We start from the raw sequence: 14,313 nt of genomic DNA on the forward strand, positions 1-14,313 counted from the left end.
TTTCAAGTCCCTCTTTCTAAGATAGGTTATGCAAGAAGTCTAATAATAGGAATCAGCTACGAGAATAAAAGCTTTCAGTTGCTTTAAAGAGTGAAGTTGGTTAATCTCTATAAAAACATATTTGAGATTATATGATAACTACATATTTAAAGGAAAATAGTTCTATAGTAAAAAATGCAGAATATATTATTAATGAATCCACATTATGGATTGATTTATTCAATATAACAGATGAAGAAAAAGTAATAGTAAAAAATACATTAAATATAGAAATACCGACTTTAAAGGACATATCGCAAATTGAGATTTCTGAGAGGTTATATGTTGAAAATGAGGCGTTATATCTAACTATTACGGAACTCGTTAATAAAGAGCAAGAATTTCCTGAAACACATTCTATAGTATTTATTTTGCATAAATGTTGTCTTATAACAGTTCGTTACGTAGAATTAATACCCTTTAATGACTGTATAAATAAATTTGCTAAGCAGCTTAATAACAAACATAATGCAGAAAATATTTTATTTATGTTACTTCGTAATATGGTAACAAGATTATCGAATATTGTACAGTCGATTAGTATGGATATTGATGATTATGGACGTTTAATACTTGATAATAATATTAATGATTTGCGTATAGATCATACCAATGTATTAAAGAAAATAAGTCGAAAAGGTGATTTACTTTCTAAAAGCCGTGAGTGTTTATTTTCTTTAACTATGGCTATTCAATATATTTTAAAATCTCCACAAATCACTCACAATAAAGCATCTAAGGATCTATTAGATACATTGCTTCGAGACGTAGACTCAATAATTAATTTTTCACAATTTATATCTAGCGAGATTGCAAGAACCCTAGATGCAGCACTCGGTATGATTGCAATTGAACAAAATAATATTATTAAAATTTTTTCGTTGGTTACTATATTTTTTCTCCCACCCACTTTAATAGCTAGTATTTACGGCATGAATTTTACCGTAATGCCTGAGCTTAAATCACCGTATGGTTATCCTATAGCCTTATTCTTAATGCTATTATCTACAATTATTACCTATAAATATTTTAAGAAACGGAAGTGGTTGTAAGTTTTTATTGAGAATAGTTCGATAGAATTTTGCATAAAAATCAATGACCGTATTTTATAGTCAATTGATTTGGGCTCACCTATATCATTACTCGTTGCTTTCCTATTAGTTATAGGTTTCGTGCCTTGCGCCTTTTATGCAAATCTCATTGAATTGGCTATATTACCAACAGTTAAAATTTCTTAAATTTCAATTTAATAATAATTAGGATTTAAATATGAGCGAATTAGATTTTGAAGTAGAAAAGACAAGTTTTGTAGTAAGTGTTATTGATGCTATTGAAGAATATATAAAAGCAGAATTTGTATTTGACTATGAAAAGCAAAAAGAAAATTTTCAATATATCCAAGGTGATTTAAATAATTTGGAATTGCCTGAGATTATTAAAAATTCTGCAGTCATGCAAGAATTCTTTAGATTAAAATCAGAATTTAGGAAATATATTAAAGATAAAAATTATGAATTTTTTGCAGAAGTATATAAAAAATCAAGTATATCTATAGAAGAGAAATTTGTAGAAATAGATACAAAATAGAGCGTATTAAAAACGATCAACCTGAAAATGAAGAAAAAAAGGCTTGGGAGTAGAATAAGAGTAATGAATTAGAGCGAAAAGCAATAGAAGAGGTGTATAAGAAAAAACAAGATAAGGAAAGTATAGATAGTTATAAACAATTAGGGGCAAGGGTACAAGCGGTAAGAGCTAATCATCAATAGAAAAGATGGAAGATCATTTTTTAGTGAAAGAGAAAATATTAAGTGCAGAAGAAATGAAAGCTATTATTTCAAATCATGAATTATTAAATACATTATTTAAAAGAAATAAAGGTTGAAGATTGTTTAGATATTCATTTAGATTCTATGCATATGAATACTCTTAAACTTATTATAGCATCAAATGTGATTCTTAGTAATATCTCATTCAATTCTGATACTACCGTAATTATAGAAGCAGGAAGGTTTTTGAATATAGTTGGTACACTAAATCTAGTATCAGGCAGTACTTTAAATATATCTAGTGAGGATACATTAGGGTCAAATATTGTTTCAAAAGGTATAATAGAAAATATAAATAATGGTCAATCAGTAATTAAGGAATCACTTCTGAAATTCTTTTAAATAATATTGTACTCAATTTAAATTTTATGGAAGAAAATACGAAAAATAATTCAGATACAACAATATTGGGAACTACTGATCCGGAGATTTAATAAATAATATTGCAAGTTCTTTCTAAACTCTATTTTTATTCGCAACTAGGGATAAGATTGTTTTAAATCTTATCCCTTTTTTGCCGGTTACTTTATAGCCTTATTTTCAATGCTATTATCTATATAATTATCAACTCTAAATTTTTATAAATACTATATAGCTTTATATGATTTTTTCTTATTAAAAACTTAACAGCTATGAATAAAATACCCACACTATCTTGACTTTTATAAAAATTGCCATATTATGTGGTAATTCCCATAGAATATGGTAATTAAGTTAATTATATAAGGATATAAATATGCAAAAAATATTGTTTAAAGGCCCGAATATAAGTATGAAAAATGAAAATCCTGATATCAAGGAAATAAAAACCTTAGCTGACTTACCTTCAGGTACAGGTAGTGAATATTTTATAAATGTACATGGATCAGAGTTTTTCTATAAACCTACTAATTTAGGTTTATGGGGAAAAATTAAATCATATTTTATGCCTGAGCCTTCTTACTTATCAATGAGTATATTTTCTGATGAAGGTACAACTTCTGTGTTAGATATTACACTGCTTAATAAAATACAAAATAATACCATTGCAAATCAATGTAATATTGTTCATATATTCTCTTGTCATTCAGGAGCCGCTCAACATCATTTAGATTGGATACAGGGCAACATGGTGTTATGCACTTATAATAAGGCCAGCGATGCAAATATTATACAATTAGCTCAAAATAATTACGATGCTAGAACACAAAATGACTTTTTACTGATTGAATATATAAGAGATCATTTTCATCTATTAGTAGCATCAGATTTTAGTATAAGCTATAAATTAGACGATCAAATTTATAGTTTTTCTTTAAGTGCTAATAAAATTAAAAATATGAAAAGCATAGCGGAGTTGCCGGCTTTTCTACATAAAGAATATAAAGCTTTTGTAAAATTTTATAAAAATATTCATGCGCAATATCATGAATCATATCCTGAAATATTTAACTTAAATATAGAAACAAAGCCGAAAGAATTAACAGACGATGACTTAATCAGGGTATTTAGTAGAGCTTTAACCTTAGAAACATATAATTTTAATAAATTTTCTCTAAGCAAGATAGAGACTATGTTAAATCAGAAAGGATTATACACTGATACTAGTATAGGGAACGCTATAGAGCAAGGGAATTCTGAACTATTACTTTGTTTACTTAATTATGGTAATACTAAAGTAAGTACCTATAATCTTGATAAGGCTATAGAGAAAGGTGATTTAGCTATTCTAAAATTTGTACTTGAGCATAGTACTACAAAAATAGAATTATATAATCTTAATAAGGCTATAGAGAAAGGTGATTTAGCTATTTTAAAAGCTGTACTTGAGCATAGTACTACAAAAATCGCATCATATAATCTTGATAAGGCTATAGAGAAAGGTGATTTAGCTATTCTAAAAGCTGTACTTGAGCATAGTACTACAAAAATAGCATCATATAATCTTAATAAGGCTATAGAGAAAGGTGATTTAGCTATTCTAAAAGCTGTACTTGAGCATAGTACTATAGAGGTAGGTCGCTCTAATATTTATACGGCAGAAGAGAGGCATAATTTAGACGTTATCGAATTAGTAAAAAAATATTATAATTCTACTATAAATACTATTACGTCTGAAGAAAATACTATAGATACAACACTTACTGTAGTAGAAGAAGTACCGGCATTAGGAGAGGGGACAGAGGGAATATAAGTAAATTCAATATTATTCCTGTGGAAGGCTTGCTTGCATGGCTTGAAAAACCTACTCGATGTCATTCCCGCGAAAGCGGGAATGACATAAAACAAGCCATGCCACAACGCAGCGACTGCAAGAAGTGTGGCAATCTATAAAAAATAGTAAAAAATCTGTAAATCAGAATTTTTTACTGGATTGCTTCGTCAAAATTTTCAATTTTTCCTCGCAATGACGGCAAAACCAAGCCACGCGAGTAATGCCAAGTCATTTCAATAGACCTCTTCGGAAACTCTACTTCTAGAGGTAATTTGTACGTCGATCCGGTACTTGAATCCTCACGTACTCTTTTGTATGCTGCGGTTCTGTGTTCCGTGTCTCCTTCAAATTCCTCTCTATAAGCGAGTTTCCGAAGAGGTCTATTGAAATCTAAATATTTCTTAGAATTACTTTACTTAATTCATAATTCAAGTGTGAGAAGTTTATCTCTTCAAATCCTTTTCTCGGAATAATAATCATTGCAAATTTTATAGCCTTAAAGCTAGAATCACTAACAATAATTCTAATTAGATGTCGTATACGCCTTTTAATTTTGTTGCGAACTACAGCTTTTTTATTTAGCTTTCTGCTAACTTTGATTCCTAAAAAGGTGTTATATTTTGATTCAAGGAAGATTTTTGGAAGTTTTGTGGCGATTACCAAGATAAAATATCTCTCATGGAGCTTCTTTCCAAGCTTATTTATAAGCTCAAATTCTTTTTGATTTTTTAAAGAGGTAATAGACAATTTGATAAGTCAGATTATTTTAAGCAGATAATTTATTTCTACCTTTAGCACGACGTTTTCTTAAGATTGCTCTTCCGGTTGGAGTAGCCATTCTAGATCTAAAACCATGTCTTCTTTTTCTAACTAAATTACTAGGTTGAAATGTACGTTTCATAATATTTATACCGAACGAAAATAAAAATTAATTATTATAAATATGTCATCCCGTGGCTTGACCACGAGATGACATTAAATACTTAAATATGTGCTTTTGCTTTTTCTACGATACTTACGAATCCGTCACTGTTATTGACGGCAAGTTCTGCAAGTACTTTACGATCTATATCGATTTCTGTTTTTTTAAGAGCTCCCATAAATTGAGAGTAAACAAGCCCATGTTCTCTTACTGCTGCATTTATTCTTTGAATCCATAAGCCTCTAAAATCACGTTTACGGTTTCTACGATCTCTATAAGCATATTGGAGGGCTTTTTCTACTTTCTCAATAGCTACTCTAAAACAGCTATTTGCTCTACCTCTATAGCCTTTGGCTAATTTAAGGATTTTTTTATGTCGATTTTTGGAAATTTTTCCTGATTTTGCACGTGTCATTGCTTTAGCTCCTAGTTAATTAATTTATACCGTACGGTAAAAAATATTTTTTAATATTATATCCGTCTTGAGGACAAAGTATTGTAGTTCCTCTAAGGTTACGAATTTGAGCTTTAGTACGACGACGCATAAAATGTTTTTTACCTGCTTGAGATGCAATAACCTTGCCGCTAGCAGTAAGTTTAAAACGTTTTTTTACGGCAGATTTTGTTTTTAATTTAGGCATGTTGTTCCTTATAATTGGTATTTCTAGGTTTAAACGGTAAAACATTAGGCATACCAAAGCCATATGACCAATGAAACCTAGATAATAGTTTTTTTTATTAGTTATTGCAAGATTTTTTTATAAAAATGTACTATAATGTTTTTAATCAATCGATAATAATTTAAAAATGTTTGGACAAAATCCTAAAAGAAGCATATTAAACGGTGACGGTACTCAGTTAGAGGTACAGTCTATTTTTAAGACTATACAAGGGGAGGGCATTTTTGTAGGTTGTCCTGCGATCTTTATTAGGCTTGGAGGATGTAATCTTGCTTGTAATTTTTGTGATACGGAGTTTGAAGATTTTGATTTAGTAGATATAGATAAGATTTTGAATAAAGTAGAAAGCCTGGCATTAAATTCTAAAAATGAAAAATCGATTAATTTAGTAGTAATAACCGGCGGTGAGCCGATGCGTCAACCTATAGAGTTATTATGTCAGAAGTTATTAGACCGAGATGTTAAAGTTCAAATAGAGACTAACGGTACGTTATATCGTTCTTTGCCGAAAGAAGTGTCTATAATTTGTTCGCCGAAGGTAGGTAAAACCGGTTATAGTAAAATAAGAGAAGATTTATTGCCTAAAATTAGTGCGGTGAAATTTATCGTTGCTAAAAATATTTTAGAATATAGTCTCATACCGGAAGTAGGGCAAACCTCTTATAATATACCGGTTTTTATTCAACCTATGGATCAAAACAACCAAAGACTTAATGGCGAAAATAATGAGTTAGCAGTAAAATTAGCATTAGAAAGCGGTGCTAGATTATCTCTGCAAACTCATAAATTTTTAAATATCCCATAGATTTAGGTCGCCGTATGACCCCTTTTCATCACCTAATAATATTACTATTCCAACGTTACCATTGTCAGAATTAGAAGGGTAAAGCTCTTTAAAATTTTTAATTATAACGATATAATTTCCCTAATTGTCTTTGTTGTTCTACAGAAGGGAAAGGTAAGATAATTTTGTCAGCATCTATGTTGCTTTTTGATGTTGATGTTATCATAGATTCAATTGAACTTTCGGTACAGAATTGTTGGAGTTGTACTACATTTAATTACCTGCCTTTCATTGTCTAAATTAGAAACCTTCGCATTTTCTGCTTGTTCTCTAACATTTGTTTGGTAGCACATATGTAATATACTAAACTAAATCTAAGTGAATTTTGCATTCCGGTTCTTTATTTTTAACAAGAGTATTGATGCATAAGAATCGTCATCTTCACTCTCGCTGTCACGCCCAATATAGTCAGAGTCAGAAGAGTACATAATAGATTCAAGGAGAAAATCCTTATTATATCCTTGGCAGCAATTTCTTCTCCACAGTTTGAGGGATTTGCACTACGCTTAGGTTGTATCTGTTTCATAATTTTCTTACAAAATAATTTCGGTTAGAACTACATTTCTTTTCAATATCCAATAAATTAAAGAATTTTAACTAAGGAATATATTACTCCTATATTCTAGTCAAAAATTAATTTACTTGAATTTTTAATTGTAATTAAGTATGATAATGAAGATTTATTATAAGTTAATATGGAGTAATAATGAGTGAAATATTAGAACTTGAAGCGGAGTCCCGCACGGAATTCGGTACGGGAGCAGCAAGAGCATTAAGAAGAGCAGGGCGTGTTCCGGCTATTATTTATGGAGCGGGTAAAACACCTGTTAGTATTTCTTTGGAAGAAAAGGAAATAACAAAATATTATAGAAAGCCGGCTTTTATCTCTCAGTTAATTAATTTAACAATTGATAAGAAAAAATATAAAGTATTGCCGAAGGCTGTAGAATTACATCCTGTTACGGATATAGTACGCCATGTTGATTTTGTCTTTTTAGAAGCGAAAACCCAAAAAATGGAAGTACCTGTAGTATATGAAGGGAAAGAAAGAGCTTTAGGCGTTAAAAGAGGTGGATACTTTAATATAGTAAAAAGAAGAGTTACTTTATTATGTGATGTTAATAATATCCCAAGAAACGTAACTATAGATGTTACTAATATGCCTATGGCTACTTCGCTAAAATCGTCAAAAATAGAATTACCGAAAGGATGTAGTTTTGTTACAAAAAAAGAATTTGTCCTTGCAACTATTATAGGACGTAGAGGAGCAAAAACTGAAGCTGAAGGGGAACAACAAGCCGCTGAAGCAGGGAAGTAAGATAATTCTCACGATAAGGACTTGCTTAGATACTTAAATCTTTATTGCGAGGATTCGTAGACGTTGTTGTTTGGCTCGTTTTATGCCATTCCTAGCTAGAAGCGGGAATCCGGTAATCTTTAATTGTCATACTGCGAGCTTGTAGCGGTATCCAGTCTTTGTTAATTTTTTTTCTGGATACCGTGGTCAAGCCACGGTATGACATCGAGTAGGTTTTTCGATCTACGCAATAATGCTGAGCTAAGAATGGCATTATTCTGTACTTCTTGCAAATCAATACTTCTTCAAAAATTTTCCATTACTAGTTATTAGGTAAATTATTATGCTTCTTGTTATTGGTCTTGGTAATCCAGGAAAAGAGTATCAATATACGAGGCATAATGTCGGCTTTATTGCTATAGAGAAAATAGCAAACCAATATAATTCATCATTTAGTACAAAGAAAAAGTTCAATTGTGAAATTGCTGAAACTATTAGTGATGGACAAAAGATAATTTTTATAAAGCCTACCACCTATATGAACTTGTCCGGTAAGTCAGTGATATCGGTGAAAACATATTATAATATCTACCCCGCAAAAATCTTTGTTATTCATGATGATATTGATTTAGAAACAGGTAGAATAAAATTTAAAACCGGTGACGGTAATGGCGGGCATAATGGTTTAAAGTCGATTGATGGGGTTATAGGTAATAATTATAACCGGATTAGGATTGGAGTCGGTAGACCGCAAAATAATCAGGATGTAGCAGATTACGTACTTAATCATTTCTCTAAACCGGAGTATGAAACAGTAATGCAAGCTATAGATAGAATCACTAGTAACTTTGGTTTAATATTAGAGAATAAGTTAGAAGAATTTAAGAATAAGATAGCTTGATATATTCAATGTGATTCCTATGACGTGATCGACGTTGCTGTGTGGATGATACCAACTCGTCATTGCGAGGAAAAACTGTAAGTTTTGACGAAGCAATCTCAGGAATTCTATACTACTTCACGAGATTGCCACGTTGATGCTATGCATCTCCTCGCAATGACGGGAAAACGATATTAAAACTAAACAGCAAAGAAGCAAAGATTTATGACACAAAATTTTGAAATTGTTTATGCTGATGTAATGGATAGAACTCATAGCACTATAATTATTGAGGCTTTGAACAAAGATGCTAGAGAACAAAAGGGGTTAGTAGGAGATATTGAATCTTTTTCATTTTTCTGTTTAGATCAGGATAAAAATTTTGTTGTAGGAATTAGCGGTATGAGTTCTTGGGGGGATTTTACATTGATTCACTCTTTGTTAATGAAAAATATAAGAAACTAAAATTATGGTACTGTACTAATGCAAAAGGTTGAGGATTTAGCACGTGAACGAGGCTGTAATTTTATTCATCTTGTTACTATGGACTGCCAAGCAAAATCGTTTTATGAGAAACTGGGGTATAAAATTGAATTTGCTATGCACGGTTGCGAAAAAGATTCTATAATGTATTATTTACGGAAAAATTTATGACACTAAAACTCGGAATTGTTGGGTTGCCGAATGTCGGTAAGTCGACGTTATTTAATGCCTTAACGGCAAGTAAGGCTGCAGATGCTGCTAATTATCCGTTTTGTACTATTGAGCCTAATAGCAGCAAAGTTTTAGTGCCTGATGCGCGTTTGCATAAACTAGCAAGCTTAGCCGGAAGCGGTAAAATTATTCCGTCTTATATTGAGTTTGTCGATATTGCAGGGCTTGTTAAAGGAGCAAGCAAAGGGGAAGGGTTAGGTAATAAGTTCTTATCTCATATCAGGGAAGTCGATGCAATACTGCATGTACTGCGTTGTTTTGAAGATGAGGATATAATGCACGTACATAACAAAGTCGATCCGCTGCATGACCTCGAGATTATTGAAACGGAATTAATACTTGCCGATATAGAATCGGTTGAAAAGCGTTTAGCTACAAGTGAAAAACGCTTGAAGTCAGGCGATAAAGCTATGGCAGAGCAGATAGAGCTGTTAAAAGAGGTTTATAAGGTATTAGGTGAGGATAAACCTGCAAGAGTGCTAAATGAAGCTTTAAGAGTTGATAATTTAAAACAATTGCAGTTAATTACTTCTAAGCCCGTTTTATATATATGTAACGTACTTGAAAAAGATGTAGCTATAGGTAATGAATTTACAAAATTAGTAGCGGAAAGAGCAAAGAAAGAAAATGCTAAAAGTGTCGTAATTGCTTCAAAAATAGAAGCTGAAATTGCTTTACTTGAAAGCATGGAAGAAAAGGAAGAGTTTTTAAAATTTATAGGTTTAGACGAAACAGGGCTTAATAAAGTCATTAAAGAGGGGTATAATCTTTTAAACCTTAAAAGCTTTTTTACTATAGGACCAAAGGAAGCCCATAGCTGGACTTTTAAAGACGGCACACTTGCACCGGCTGCTGCCGGTATTATTCATACCGATTTTGAAAAAGGTTTTATCAGAGCAGAAGTTATCGGCTATAAAGATTACATAAATCTCGGTAGTGAAGCAAAAGCCAAGGAAGTAGGTAAAATGCGTTTAGAGGGTAAAGAATATAAAATGCAGGATGGGGATATAGTACATTTTAGATTTAACGTTTAAATAACGATCAGCTATGAAAACAATTTGACCAAAACGGTCTCTTGAAGTGCAAGATAGGCTTGATTATATAGTGCAGCAAATTTTGGCTGTTGCCAAGGATAAAATTGCCCTGATTATCTTGTATGGCTCGTATGCTAGAGGTGATTGGGTTAAAGATATGTATACGGAAGATCATACTACTTATAGTTATACAAGTGATTTTGACTTTTTAGTAGAAAAAAAGGTAAATTTAAGGAGCATGCTACTTTAAGGGTAGAAGCTAAGATAGAAAAAAGGTTAGAACAAACAGGCTTAAGAAAAACCGAGGTTTTTTCGCTAGAACCTTGGATATCTATAATATGCGAATCTATAAGTGAGGTAAATGACAAGCTTGAAAAAGGGCGTTATTTTTATACCGACATTAAGAATGAAGGTATTCTTTTATATGATAGTGGCGAGCAGCTTTCTCGAGCTAAAAATTTGCCTTGGAGTGAAGTAAAAGAAATAGCTAAAGAAGATTATGAATACTGGTTTGGTAGAGGCAAGAGTTTTTTTATTGATTGTAAATACCCATTAGAAAGAGGTGATTTTAGTAAAAGTGCTTTTGAGCTGCATCAAGCCACTGAAAGTGTTTACAGTAACATTTTATTAGTTTTGGTCCGTTACAAACCAAAGTTACACGATATAAGAAAGCTAGGTGGATATTGTGCAAATTTATAATGTTGAGCTACTTAAAGTATTTCTGCAATCGTCTCCCGAACAAAAAGAATGTTTTGAATTACTAGAAAAAGCTTACGTTGATGCAAGATATGATAAAAATTATAGAATTAGCAGAGAGCAGTGACTTTACTTGATTGAGAGAATAGAAAGATTAAAAATGATAATGGAAAAATTTTGTTTGGAGCGGATTAATCGATAAAACTCGATGAACCGAAATAACAAAAAATCATTTATGAAAATTATTGCGAAGATTCCGGCATGGATGCTTCTATGCTTATTTATTTTATCACCGACTACGGAAACAATTTATACTTCAGGATTACCGAGTTTAACCAAATATTTCGGCATTGACGGCGGTCTCACTCAAATTACATCTACATTATATTTGCTATGGTTTGCGCTTGGTATATTATCACTCGGCAGATGATCGGATATTTACGGCAGGAGACCTATAGCTTTATTAGGGCTTTTTATTTATGTTGTATCTTCAATTATTAGCATTTTTGCAGTTAATATAGAAATGCTGATGATAGCTCGTGTTGTGCAAGCTTTCGGTGTAAGTGTAGGTTCTGTTATTGGGCAGGTATGGCTGGAGACTCCTATCAAGGCTTAGAGTTATCATATGTCTATGCTAGCTTATCTCCGTGGCTGTTATTTATCCCTTCTCTAGGTTCATCTATAGGGGACTATATTATAGAATATTCAAGCTGGCATTATGTTTTTGTATTTTTTAGCCTTACCGGTACTATATTATAAAGTTTTACCTGAAATAAATTCTTATATAGATTTTTCCCAAAGCAGTAAATATTTTGAGGTTTTGCAGGTAATTATTAAAGATAAAATTCTTTGGTTATATGCTTTTATCATCGGTGCATTTAACGGCATATATTACGGTTTTTTCATAGAAGCTCCGTTTATTTTGATTGATAAAATGAAAGTTTCGCCATCTTTTTACGGTAAATTAGCGTTTTTGTTATCTTTTGCCGCTATCTTTGGAGGCTTTTTAGGAGGGGGTATTTAATAAAAAAACGCCATGTACACGATAAAAAAGTTATGGGTTTAGGATTTATGTTTAGTTTGTGCGGTTGTATATTATTTGCGGTAAATGCTTTTATATTAGAAGTTATTTCAACGAGTCATAATCTTGCAATCGCTATGATATTTGCACCGATGATGATTCATATGGTTGGGCATAATCTACTTATCCCTATGACGCTTAGTTATGCACTGAAGGATTATGCTAAAGTAACAGGTACGGCAGGATCTATATTTGGTGCAATATACTACGTAGTTATCGCTGCTGTAACTTATTTGGTTTCTAAAATACACGGCGCAACGATAAGCAATTTTGCTTTATTATGCTTCGTTTTAAGTATTAGCTCTGCTATTTCGTTTTACTGTATTTAGATTTTATATAAGAAGAAAAAGTCAAATATTCCTAACTAAACACAGGTGTTGTCATTGTGAGCAGCTGTGGCGTTGTTGTATGGCTCAAAGAAAGCGTTCGATTTCATTCCTGCGAAAACAGGAATCCAAGGTAAAGCGCGATAAATCGAGCGTTTAGTTTTAAAAGTCTAGCATATTTATACTTTTTTGACTGGATTCCCGCCTACGCGGGAATGACATTAAGAAAGTTAGAGATAACCTTGTACATCATCTGTATGCTCTTCACCCTCAAGAGTCATATCCTCTTTTAAGACTTCCATACTACAGCTACTAAATACATCAAGGTTATTCTGCTCTGTTTGCCATTTTAATCTAGCTTCTTTAAAAGTAACAATACCGTTTTCAATTTCTGCTAATGTCAAATTTTTTATTTCGTGTAAAAAATTCTCTATATCTACTTTTGCTTCTGGATTTTTTTCGATGAATGGATTAAAAAACTCCTTGATACCTGCTAATAATTCTTTTTTCTCAGGTTCTATATCTTTAGAATCTAGAGCTTGAGCTATCGGTGTATTCACTGCATCCTCGTTGTTTGCTATATCCTCTTCCTGTTCAAAACTTTTATCAAGTGCGTTATTAGAAGTATTAATATGGAATAACTCTTTGTAAAAATCATTCATAACAATTTGGTCGTTAGGGTTATTTGCATTATAATTAGTTATTATTTTATCAATAGCTTCTTTAAACTTTTCATTATAAGGTATATTTCTAAAGGTGGAGCTTCCATATATAGATTTTTTAGCAAATTCTTTTAGTGCTTGCAGATTTTCAGTACTAGAATTACTCATCTCAGCATGTTTTTCTGGAATATAAGTAGCTATTTCTATTAATTTATTACCAAAAATGCTTTGAGCGGTTTGTTCATCAGCTTGTTGTGTTGCTGCTAATATTTTAGCGGGCATATTATTTTTCACTAGTTCTAGCATGCCTCCGCCGCAACAAACAGTTTGGTAATCATCATTATTTTCTTCTTTTAATGATAAATACAAAGCGTTTTCTATGTGATAGTTATTTTCTTTTAATAATTGCCATGTTTGTAAGGTTGGGTCATTAGCATATACTCCACCATCAATAATTTTATGTGATTTAGTATTGGTTATATTACGGAAATTGTGGCTGGGGAAATATCCAGGTGCTGCAGTGATGCCTTGTATTATATCTGAAAGGTAATAATCATTCTCTTCACTTTGTCTAGCATCTATAGTAGAGAAGGTCATAAGAGGATTTTGTTTATTATTTAGATCATAACCTGTAACTACAACATCACCGATTAAATCCTTGAGGGTATAATCCTTACAATATGCTTTCAATAATTTTACTAATGGTTCAGGAGAAAATTTATGGCTGAATAAGCCATTAAAACTCCACAATTTTCTAAAAGTTAATCCTACCGGAAAAATATTGTGTGCCATTTCTTCAAACAGTTCTTGAGCTTGCGCTGCACTGAACAAAGGTTTTCCGGGATTATTAGGATTCGGTAAATTAAGCAAAATAGAAATAAGTCCTCCAACACTGGTCCCTCCAGTAAAATCGAATATCTCACAAGTAGGCTTACCGGTTATTTGCTCCATTATTTTTAATTTTTCTAAATGGATATTTCCTTTTACTCCACCGCCTTCAAATAGTGCTAAGCTAATCTTATTGTTGTTTATATCTACCATAACTACCTTTCAAAAAAAATACTAAGAGGGCAAAATACAATAAAAATTAACTTTTGTCAATAAAATTATTTGTC

The 14,313-nt window shown here is 31.8% G+C and carries 18 protein-coding genes and 2 pseudogenes; 14 read left to right on the top strand and 6 right to left on the bottom strand.

Annotation, left to right across the window (positions count from 1 at the left end; translation table 11 throughout):
- The first annotated feature begins 131 nt into the window (after positions 1 to 131).
- From RSIB_RS00930 to RSIB_RS00915, 4 genes are all read left to right on the top strand, one after another.
- The gene (locus RSIB_RS00930; protein WP_004997908.1) at positions 132 to 1,091 is read left to right on the top strand and encodes a magnesium transporter CorA family protein; all 960 of its coding nucleotides are present in this window, start codon (positions 132 to 134) and stop codon (positions 1,089 to 1,091) included.
- Positions 1,092 to 1,308: 217 nt separating this feature from the next.
- A complete protein-coding gene (locus tag RSIB_RS00925) occupies positions 1,309 to 1,626 on the top strand; it encodes a hypothetical protein (protein WP_004997910.1) in 318 nt (105 codons plus the stop codon).
- A 326-nt stretch (positions 1,627 to 1,952) separates the two neighbouring features.
- Positions 1,953 to 2,210 (top strand): hypothetical protein, encoded by a 258-nt coding sequence (locus RSIB_RS00920; RefSeq protein ID WP_004997914.1) that lies wholly within the window; start codon positions 1,953 to 1,955, stop codon positions 2,208 to 2,210.
- 394 nt (positions 2,211 to 2,604) lie between these two features.
- The gene (locus RSIB_RS00915; protein ID WP_004997917.1) at positions 2,605 to 4,041 is read left to right on the top strand and encodes a hypothetical protein; all 1,437 of its coding nucleotides are present in this window, start codon (positions 2,605 to 2,607) and stop codon (positions 4,039 to 4,041) included.
- A 172-nt stretch (positions 4,042 to 4,213) separates the two neighbouring features.
- Here the strand turns inward: RSIB_RS00915 and RSIB_RS10635 are convergent.
- From RSIB_RS10635 to rpmI, 5 genes and pseudogenes are all read right to left on the bottom strand, one after another.
- Positions 4,214 to 4,447, bottom strand: a pseudogene (locus tag RSIB_RS10635) (palindromic element RPE1 domain-containing protein); the annotation flags it as partial.
- 5 nt (positions 4,448 to 4,452) lie between these two features.
- Positions 4,453 to 4,809 (bottom strand): ribonuclease P protein component, encoded by a 357-nt coding sequence (gene rnpA, locus RSIB_RS06510; RefSeq protein WP_010977534.1) that lies wholly within the window; start codon positions 4,807 to 4,809, stop codon positions 4,453 to 4,455.
- 19 nt (positions 4,810 to 4,828) lie between these two features.
- Positions 4,829 to 4,963 (bottom strand): 50S ribosomal protein L34, encoded by a 135-nt coding sequence (rpmH, locus tag RSIB_RS00910; protein ID WP_004997918.1) that lies wholly within the window; start codon positions 4,961 to 4,963, stop codon positions 4,829 to 4,831.
- Positions 4,964 to 5,045: 82 nt separating this feature from the next.
- Positions 5,046 to 5,399 carry a 50S ribosomal protein L20 gene (gene rplT, locus RSIB_RS00905; protein WP_004997919.1) on the bottom strand — a complete coding sequence of 118 codons (354 nt, stop codon included), beginning with the start codon at positions 5,397 to 5,399 and terminating at the stop codon, positions 5,046 to 5,048.
- 19 nt (positions 5,400 to 5,418) lie between these two features.
- Complete coding sequence (gene rpmI, locus RSIB_RS00900; protein WP_004997924.1) at positions 5,419 to 5,625, bottom strand: 50S ribosomal protein L35; 207 nt, start codon at positions 5,623 to 5,625, stop codon at positions 5,419 to 5,421.
- A gap of 166 nt (positions 5,626 to 5,791) precedes the next feature.
- Here rpmI and RSIB_RS00895 point away from each other — a divergent pair, with 166 nt between their 5' ends.
- The 10 genes and pseudogenes from RSIB_RS00895 (at position 5,792) to RSIB_RS08820 (ending at position 12,539) form a co-directional block, all read left to right on the top strand.
- Positions 5,792 to 6,469: a 7-carboxy-7-deazaguanine synthase QueE gene (locus tag RSIB_RS00895; protein WP_004997925.1), complete on the top strand. Its 678-nt coding sequence runs from the start codon at positions 5,792 to 5,794 to the stop codon at positions 6,467 to 6,469.
- A gap of 745 nt (positions 6,470 to 7,214) precedes the next feature.
- Entirely contained in the window at positions 7,215 to 7,826 is a 612-nt protein-coding gene (locus RSIB_RS00890) for a 50S ribosomal protein L25/general stress protein Ctc (RefSeq protein ID WP_004997927.1), read from the top strand.
- A 322-nt stretch (positions 7,827 to 8,148) separates the two neighbouring features.
- A complete protein-coding gene (gene pth / locus RSIB_RS00885) occupies positions 8,149 to 8,706 on the top strand; it encodes an aminoacyl-tRNA hydrolase (RefSeq protein WP_004997928.1) in 558 nt (185 codons plus the stop codon).
- A gap of 204 nt (positions 8,707 to 8,910) precedes the next feature.
- Complete coding sequence (locus tag RSIB_RS00880) at positions 8,911 to 9,150, top strand: hypothetical protein (protein ID WP_004997929.1); 240 nt, start codon at positions 8,911 to 8,913, stop codon at positions 9,148 to 9,150.
- 18 nt (positions 9,151 to 9,168) lie between these two features.
- Complete coding sequence (locus RSIB_RS00875) at positions 9,169 to 9,339, top strand: GNAT family N-acetyltransferase (RefSeq protein ID WP_004997930.1); 171 nt, start codon at positions 9,169 to 9,171, stop codon at positions 9,337 to 9,339.
- Positions 9,336 to 10,433, top strand: coding sequence for a redox-regulated ATPase YchF (gene ychF / locus RSIB_RS00870; RefSeq protein ID WP_004997931.1), 1,098 nt, complete (start codon positions 9,336 to 9,338; stop codon positions 10,431 to 10,433). The genes RSIB_RS00875 and ychF overlap by 4 nt, the downstream gene beginning before the upstream one ends.
- 82 nt (positions 10,434 to 10,515) lie before the next feature.
- Positions 10,516 to 10,683, top strand: a complete 168-nt coding sequence (locus RSIB_RS00865; RefSeq protein WP_004997933.1) for a nucleotidyltransferase domain-containing protein — start codon at positions 10,516 to 10,518, stop codon at positions 10,681 to 10,683.
- Positions 10,684 to 10,892: 209 nt separating this feature from the next.
- Positions 10,893 to 11,132: a HEPN domain-containing protein gene (locus RSIB_RS09945; protein ID WP_004997936.1), complete on the top strand. Its 240-nt coding sequence runs from the start codon at positions 10,893 to 10,895 to the stop codon at positions 11,130 to 11,132.
- A complete protein-coding gene (locus RSIB_RS09950; RefSeq protein WP_004997939.1) occupies positions 11,119 to 11,256 on the top strand; it encodes a HEPN domain-containing protein in 138 nt (45 codons plus the stop codon). The genes RSIB_RS09945 and RSIB_RS09950 overlap by 14 nt, the downstream gene beginning before the upstream one ends.
- Positions 11,257 to 11,364: 108 nt before the next feature.
- A pseudogene (locus tag RSIB_RS08820) lies at positions 11,365 to 12,539 on the top strand (Bcr/CflA family efflux MFS transporter).
- A gap of 227 nt (positions 12,540 to 12,766) precedes the next feature.
- Here RSIB_RS08820 and RSIB_RS00845 read toward each other — a convergent pair.
- Positions 12,767 to 14,239, bottom strand: coding sequence for a patatin-like phospholipase family protein (locus RSIB_RS00845; RefSeq protein WP_004997948.1), 1,473 nt, complete (start codon positions 14,237 to 14,239; stop codon positions 12,767 to 12,769).
- Between the last annotated feature and the right edge of the window lie 74 nt (positions 14,240 to 14,313).

Source organism: Rickettsia sibirica 246 (assembly GCF_000166935.1).
Taxonomy (GTDB): Bacteria; Pseudomonadota; Alphaproteobacteria; order Rickettsiales; family Rickettsiaceae; genus Rickettsia; species Rickettsia rickettsii.

Bases quoted from the DNA above. Each gene is read 5' to 3' on its own strand.
- RSIB_RS00930 (WP_004997908.1), top strand. From the start codon at position 132: ATGATAACTACATATTTAAAGGAAAATAGTTCTATAGTAAAAAATGCA.
- RSIB_RS00895 (WP_004997925.1), top strand. From the start codon at position 5,792: ATGTTTGGACAAAATCCTAAAAGAAGCATATTAAACGGTGACGGTACT.
- RSIB_RS00890 (WP_004997927.1), top strand. From the start codon at position 7,215: ATGAGTGAAATATTAGAACTTGAAGCGGAGTCCCGCACGGAATTCGGT.
- RSIB_RS00880 (WP_004997929.1), top strand. From the start codon at position 8,911: ATGACACAAAATTTTGAAATTGTTTATGCTGATGTAATGGATAGAACT.
- pth (WP_004997928.1), top strand. From the start codon at position 8,149: ATGCTTCTTGTTATTGGTCTTGGTAATCCAGGAAAAGAGTATCAATAT.
- RSIB_RS00875 (WP_004997930.1), top strand. From the start codon at position 9,169: ATGCAAAAGGTTGAGGATTTAGCACGTGAACGAGGCTGTAATTTTATT.
- ychF (WP_004997931.1), top strand. From the start codon at position 9,336: ATGACACTAAAACTCGGAATTGTTGGGTTGCCGAATGTCGGTAAGTCG.
- RSIB_RS00925 (WP_004997910.1), top strand. From the start codon at position 1,309: ATGAGCGAATTAGATTTTGAAGTAGAAAAGACAAGTTTTGTAGTAAGT.
- rplT (WP_004997919.1), bottom strand. From the start codon at position 5,399: ATGACACGTGCAAAATCAGGAAAAATTTCCAAAAATCGACATAAAAAA.
- RSIB_RS00845 (WP_004997948.1), bottom strand. From the start codon at position 14,239: ATGGTAGATATAAACAACAATAAGATTAGCTTAGCACTATTTGAAGGC.
- rpmI (WP_004997924.1), bottom strand. From the start codon at position 5,625: ATGCCTAAATTAAAAACAAAATCTGCCGTAAAAAAACGTTTTAAACTT.
- RSIB_RS00920 (WP_004997914.1), top strand. From the start codon at position 1,953: ATGCATATGAATACTCTTAAACTTATTATAGCATCAAATGTGATTCTT.
- rpmH (WP_004997918.1), bottom strand. From the start codon at position 4,963: ATGAAACGTACATTTCAACCTAGTAATTTAGTTAGAAAAAGAAGACAT.
- RSIB_RS00915 (WP_004997917.1), top strand. From the start codon at position 2,605: ATGCAAAAAATATTGTTTAAAGGCCCGAATATAAGTATGAAAAATGAA.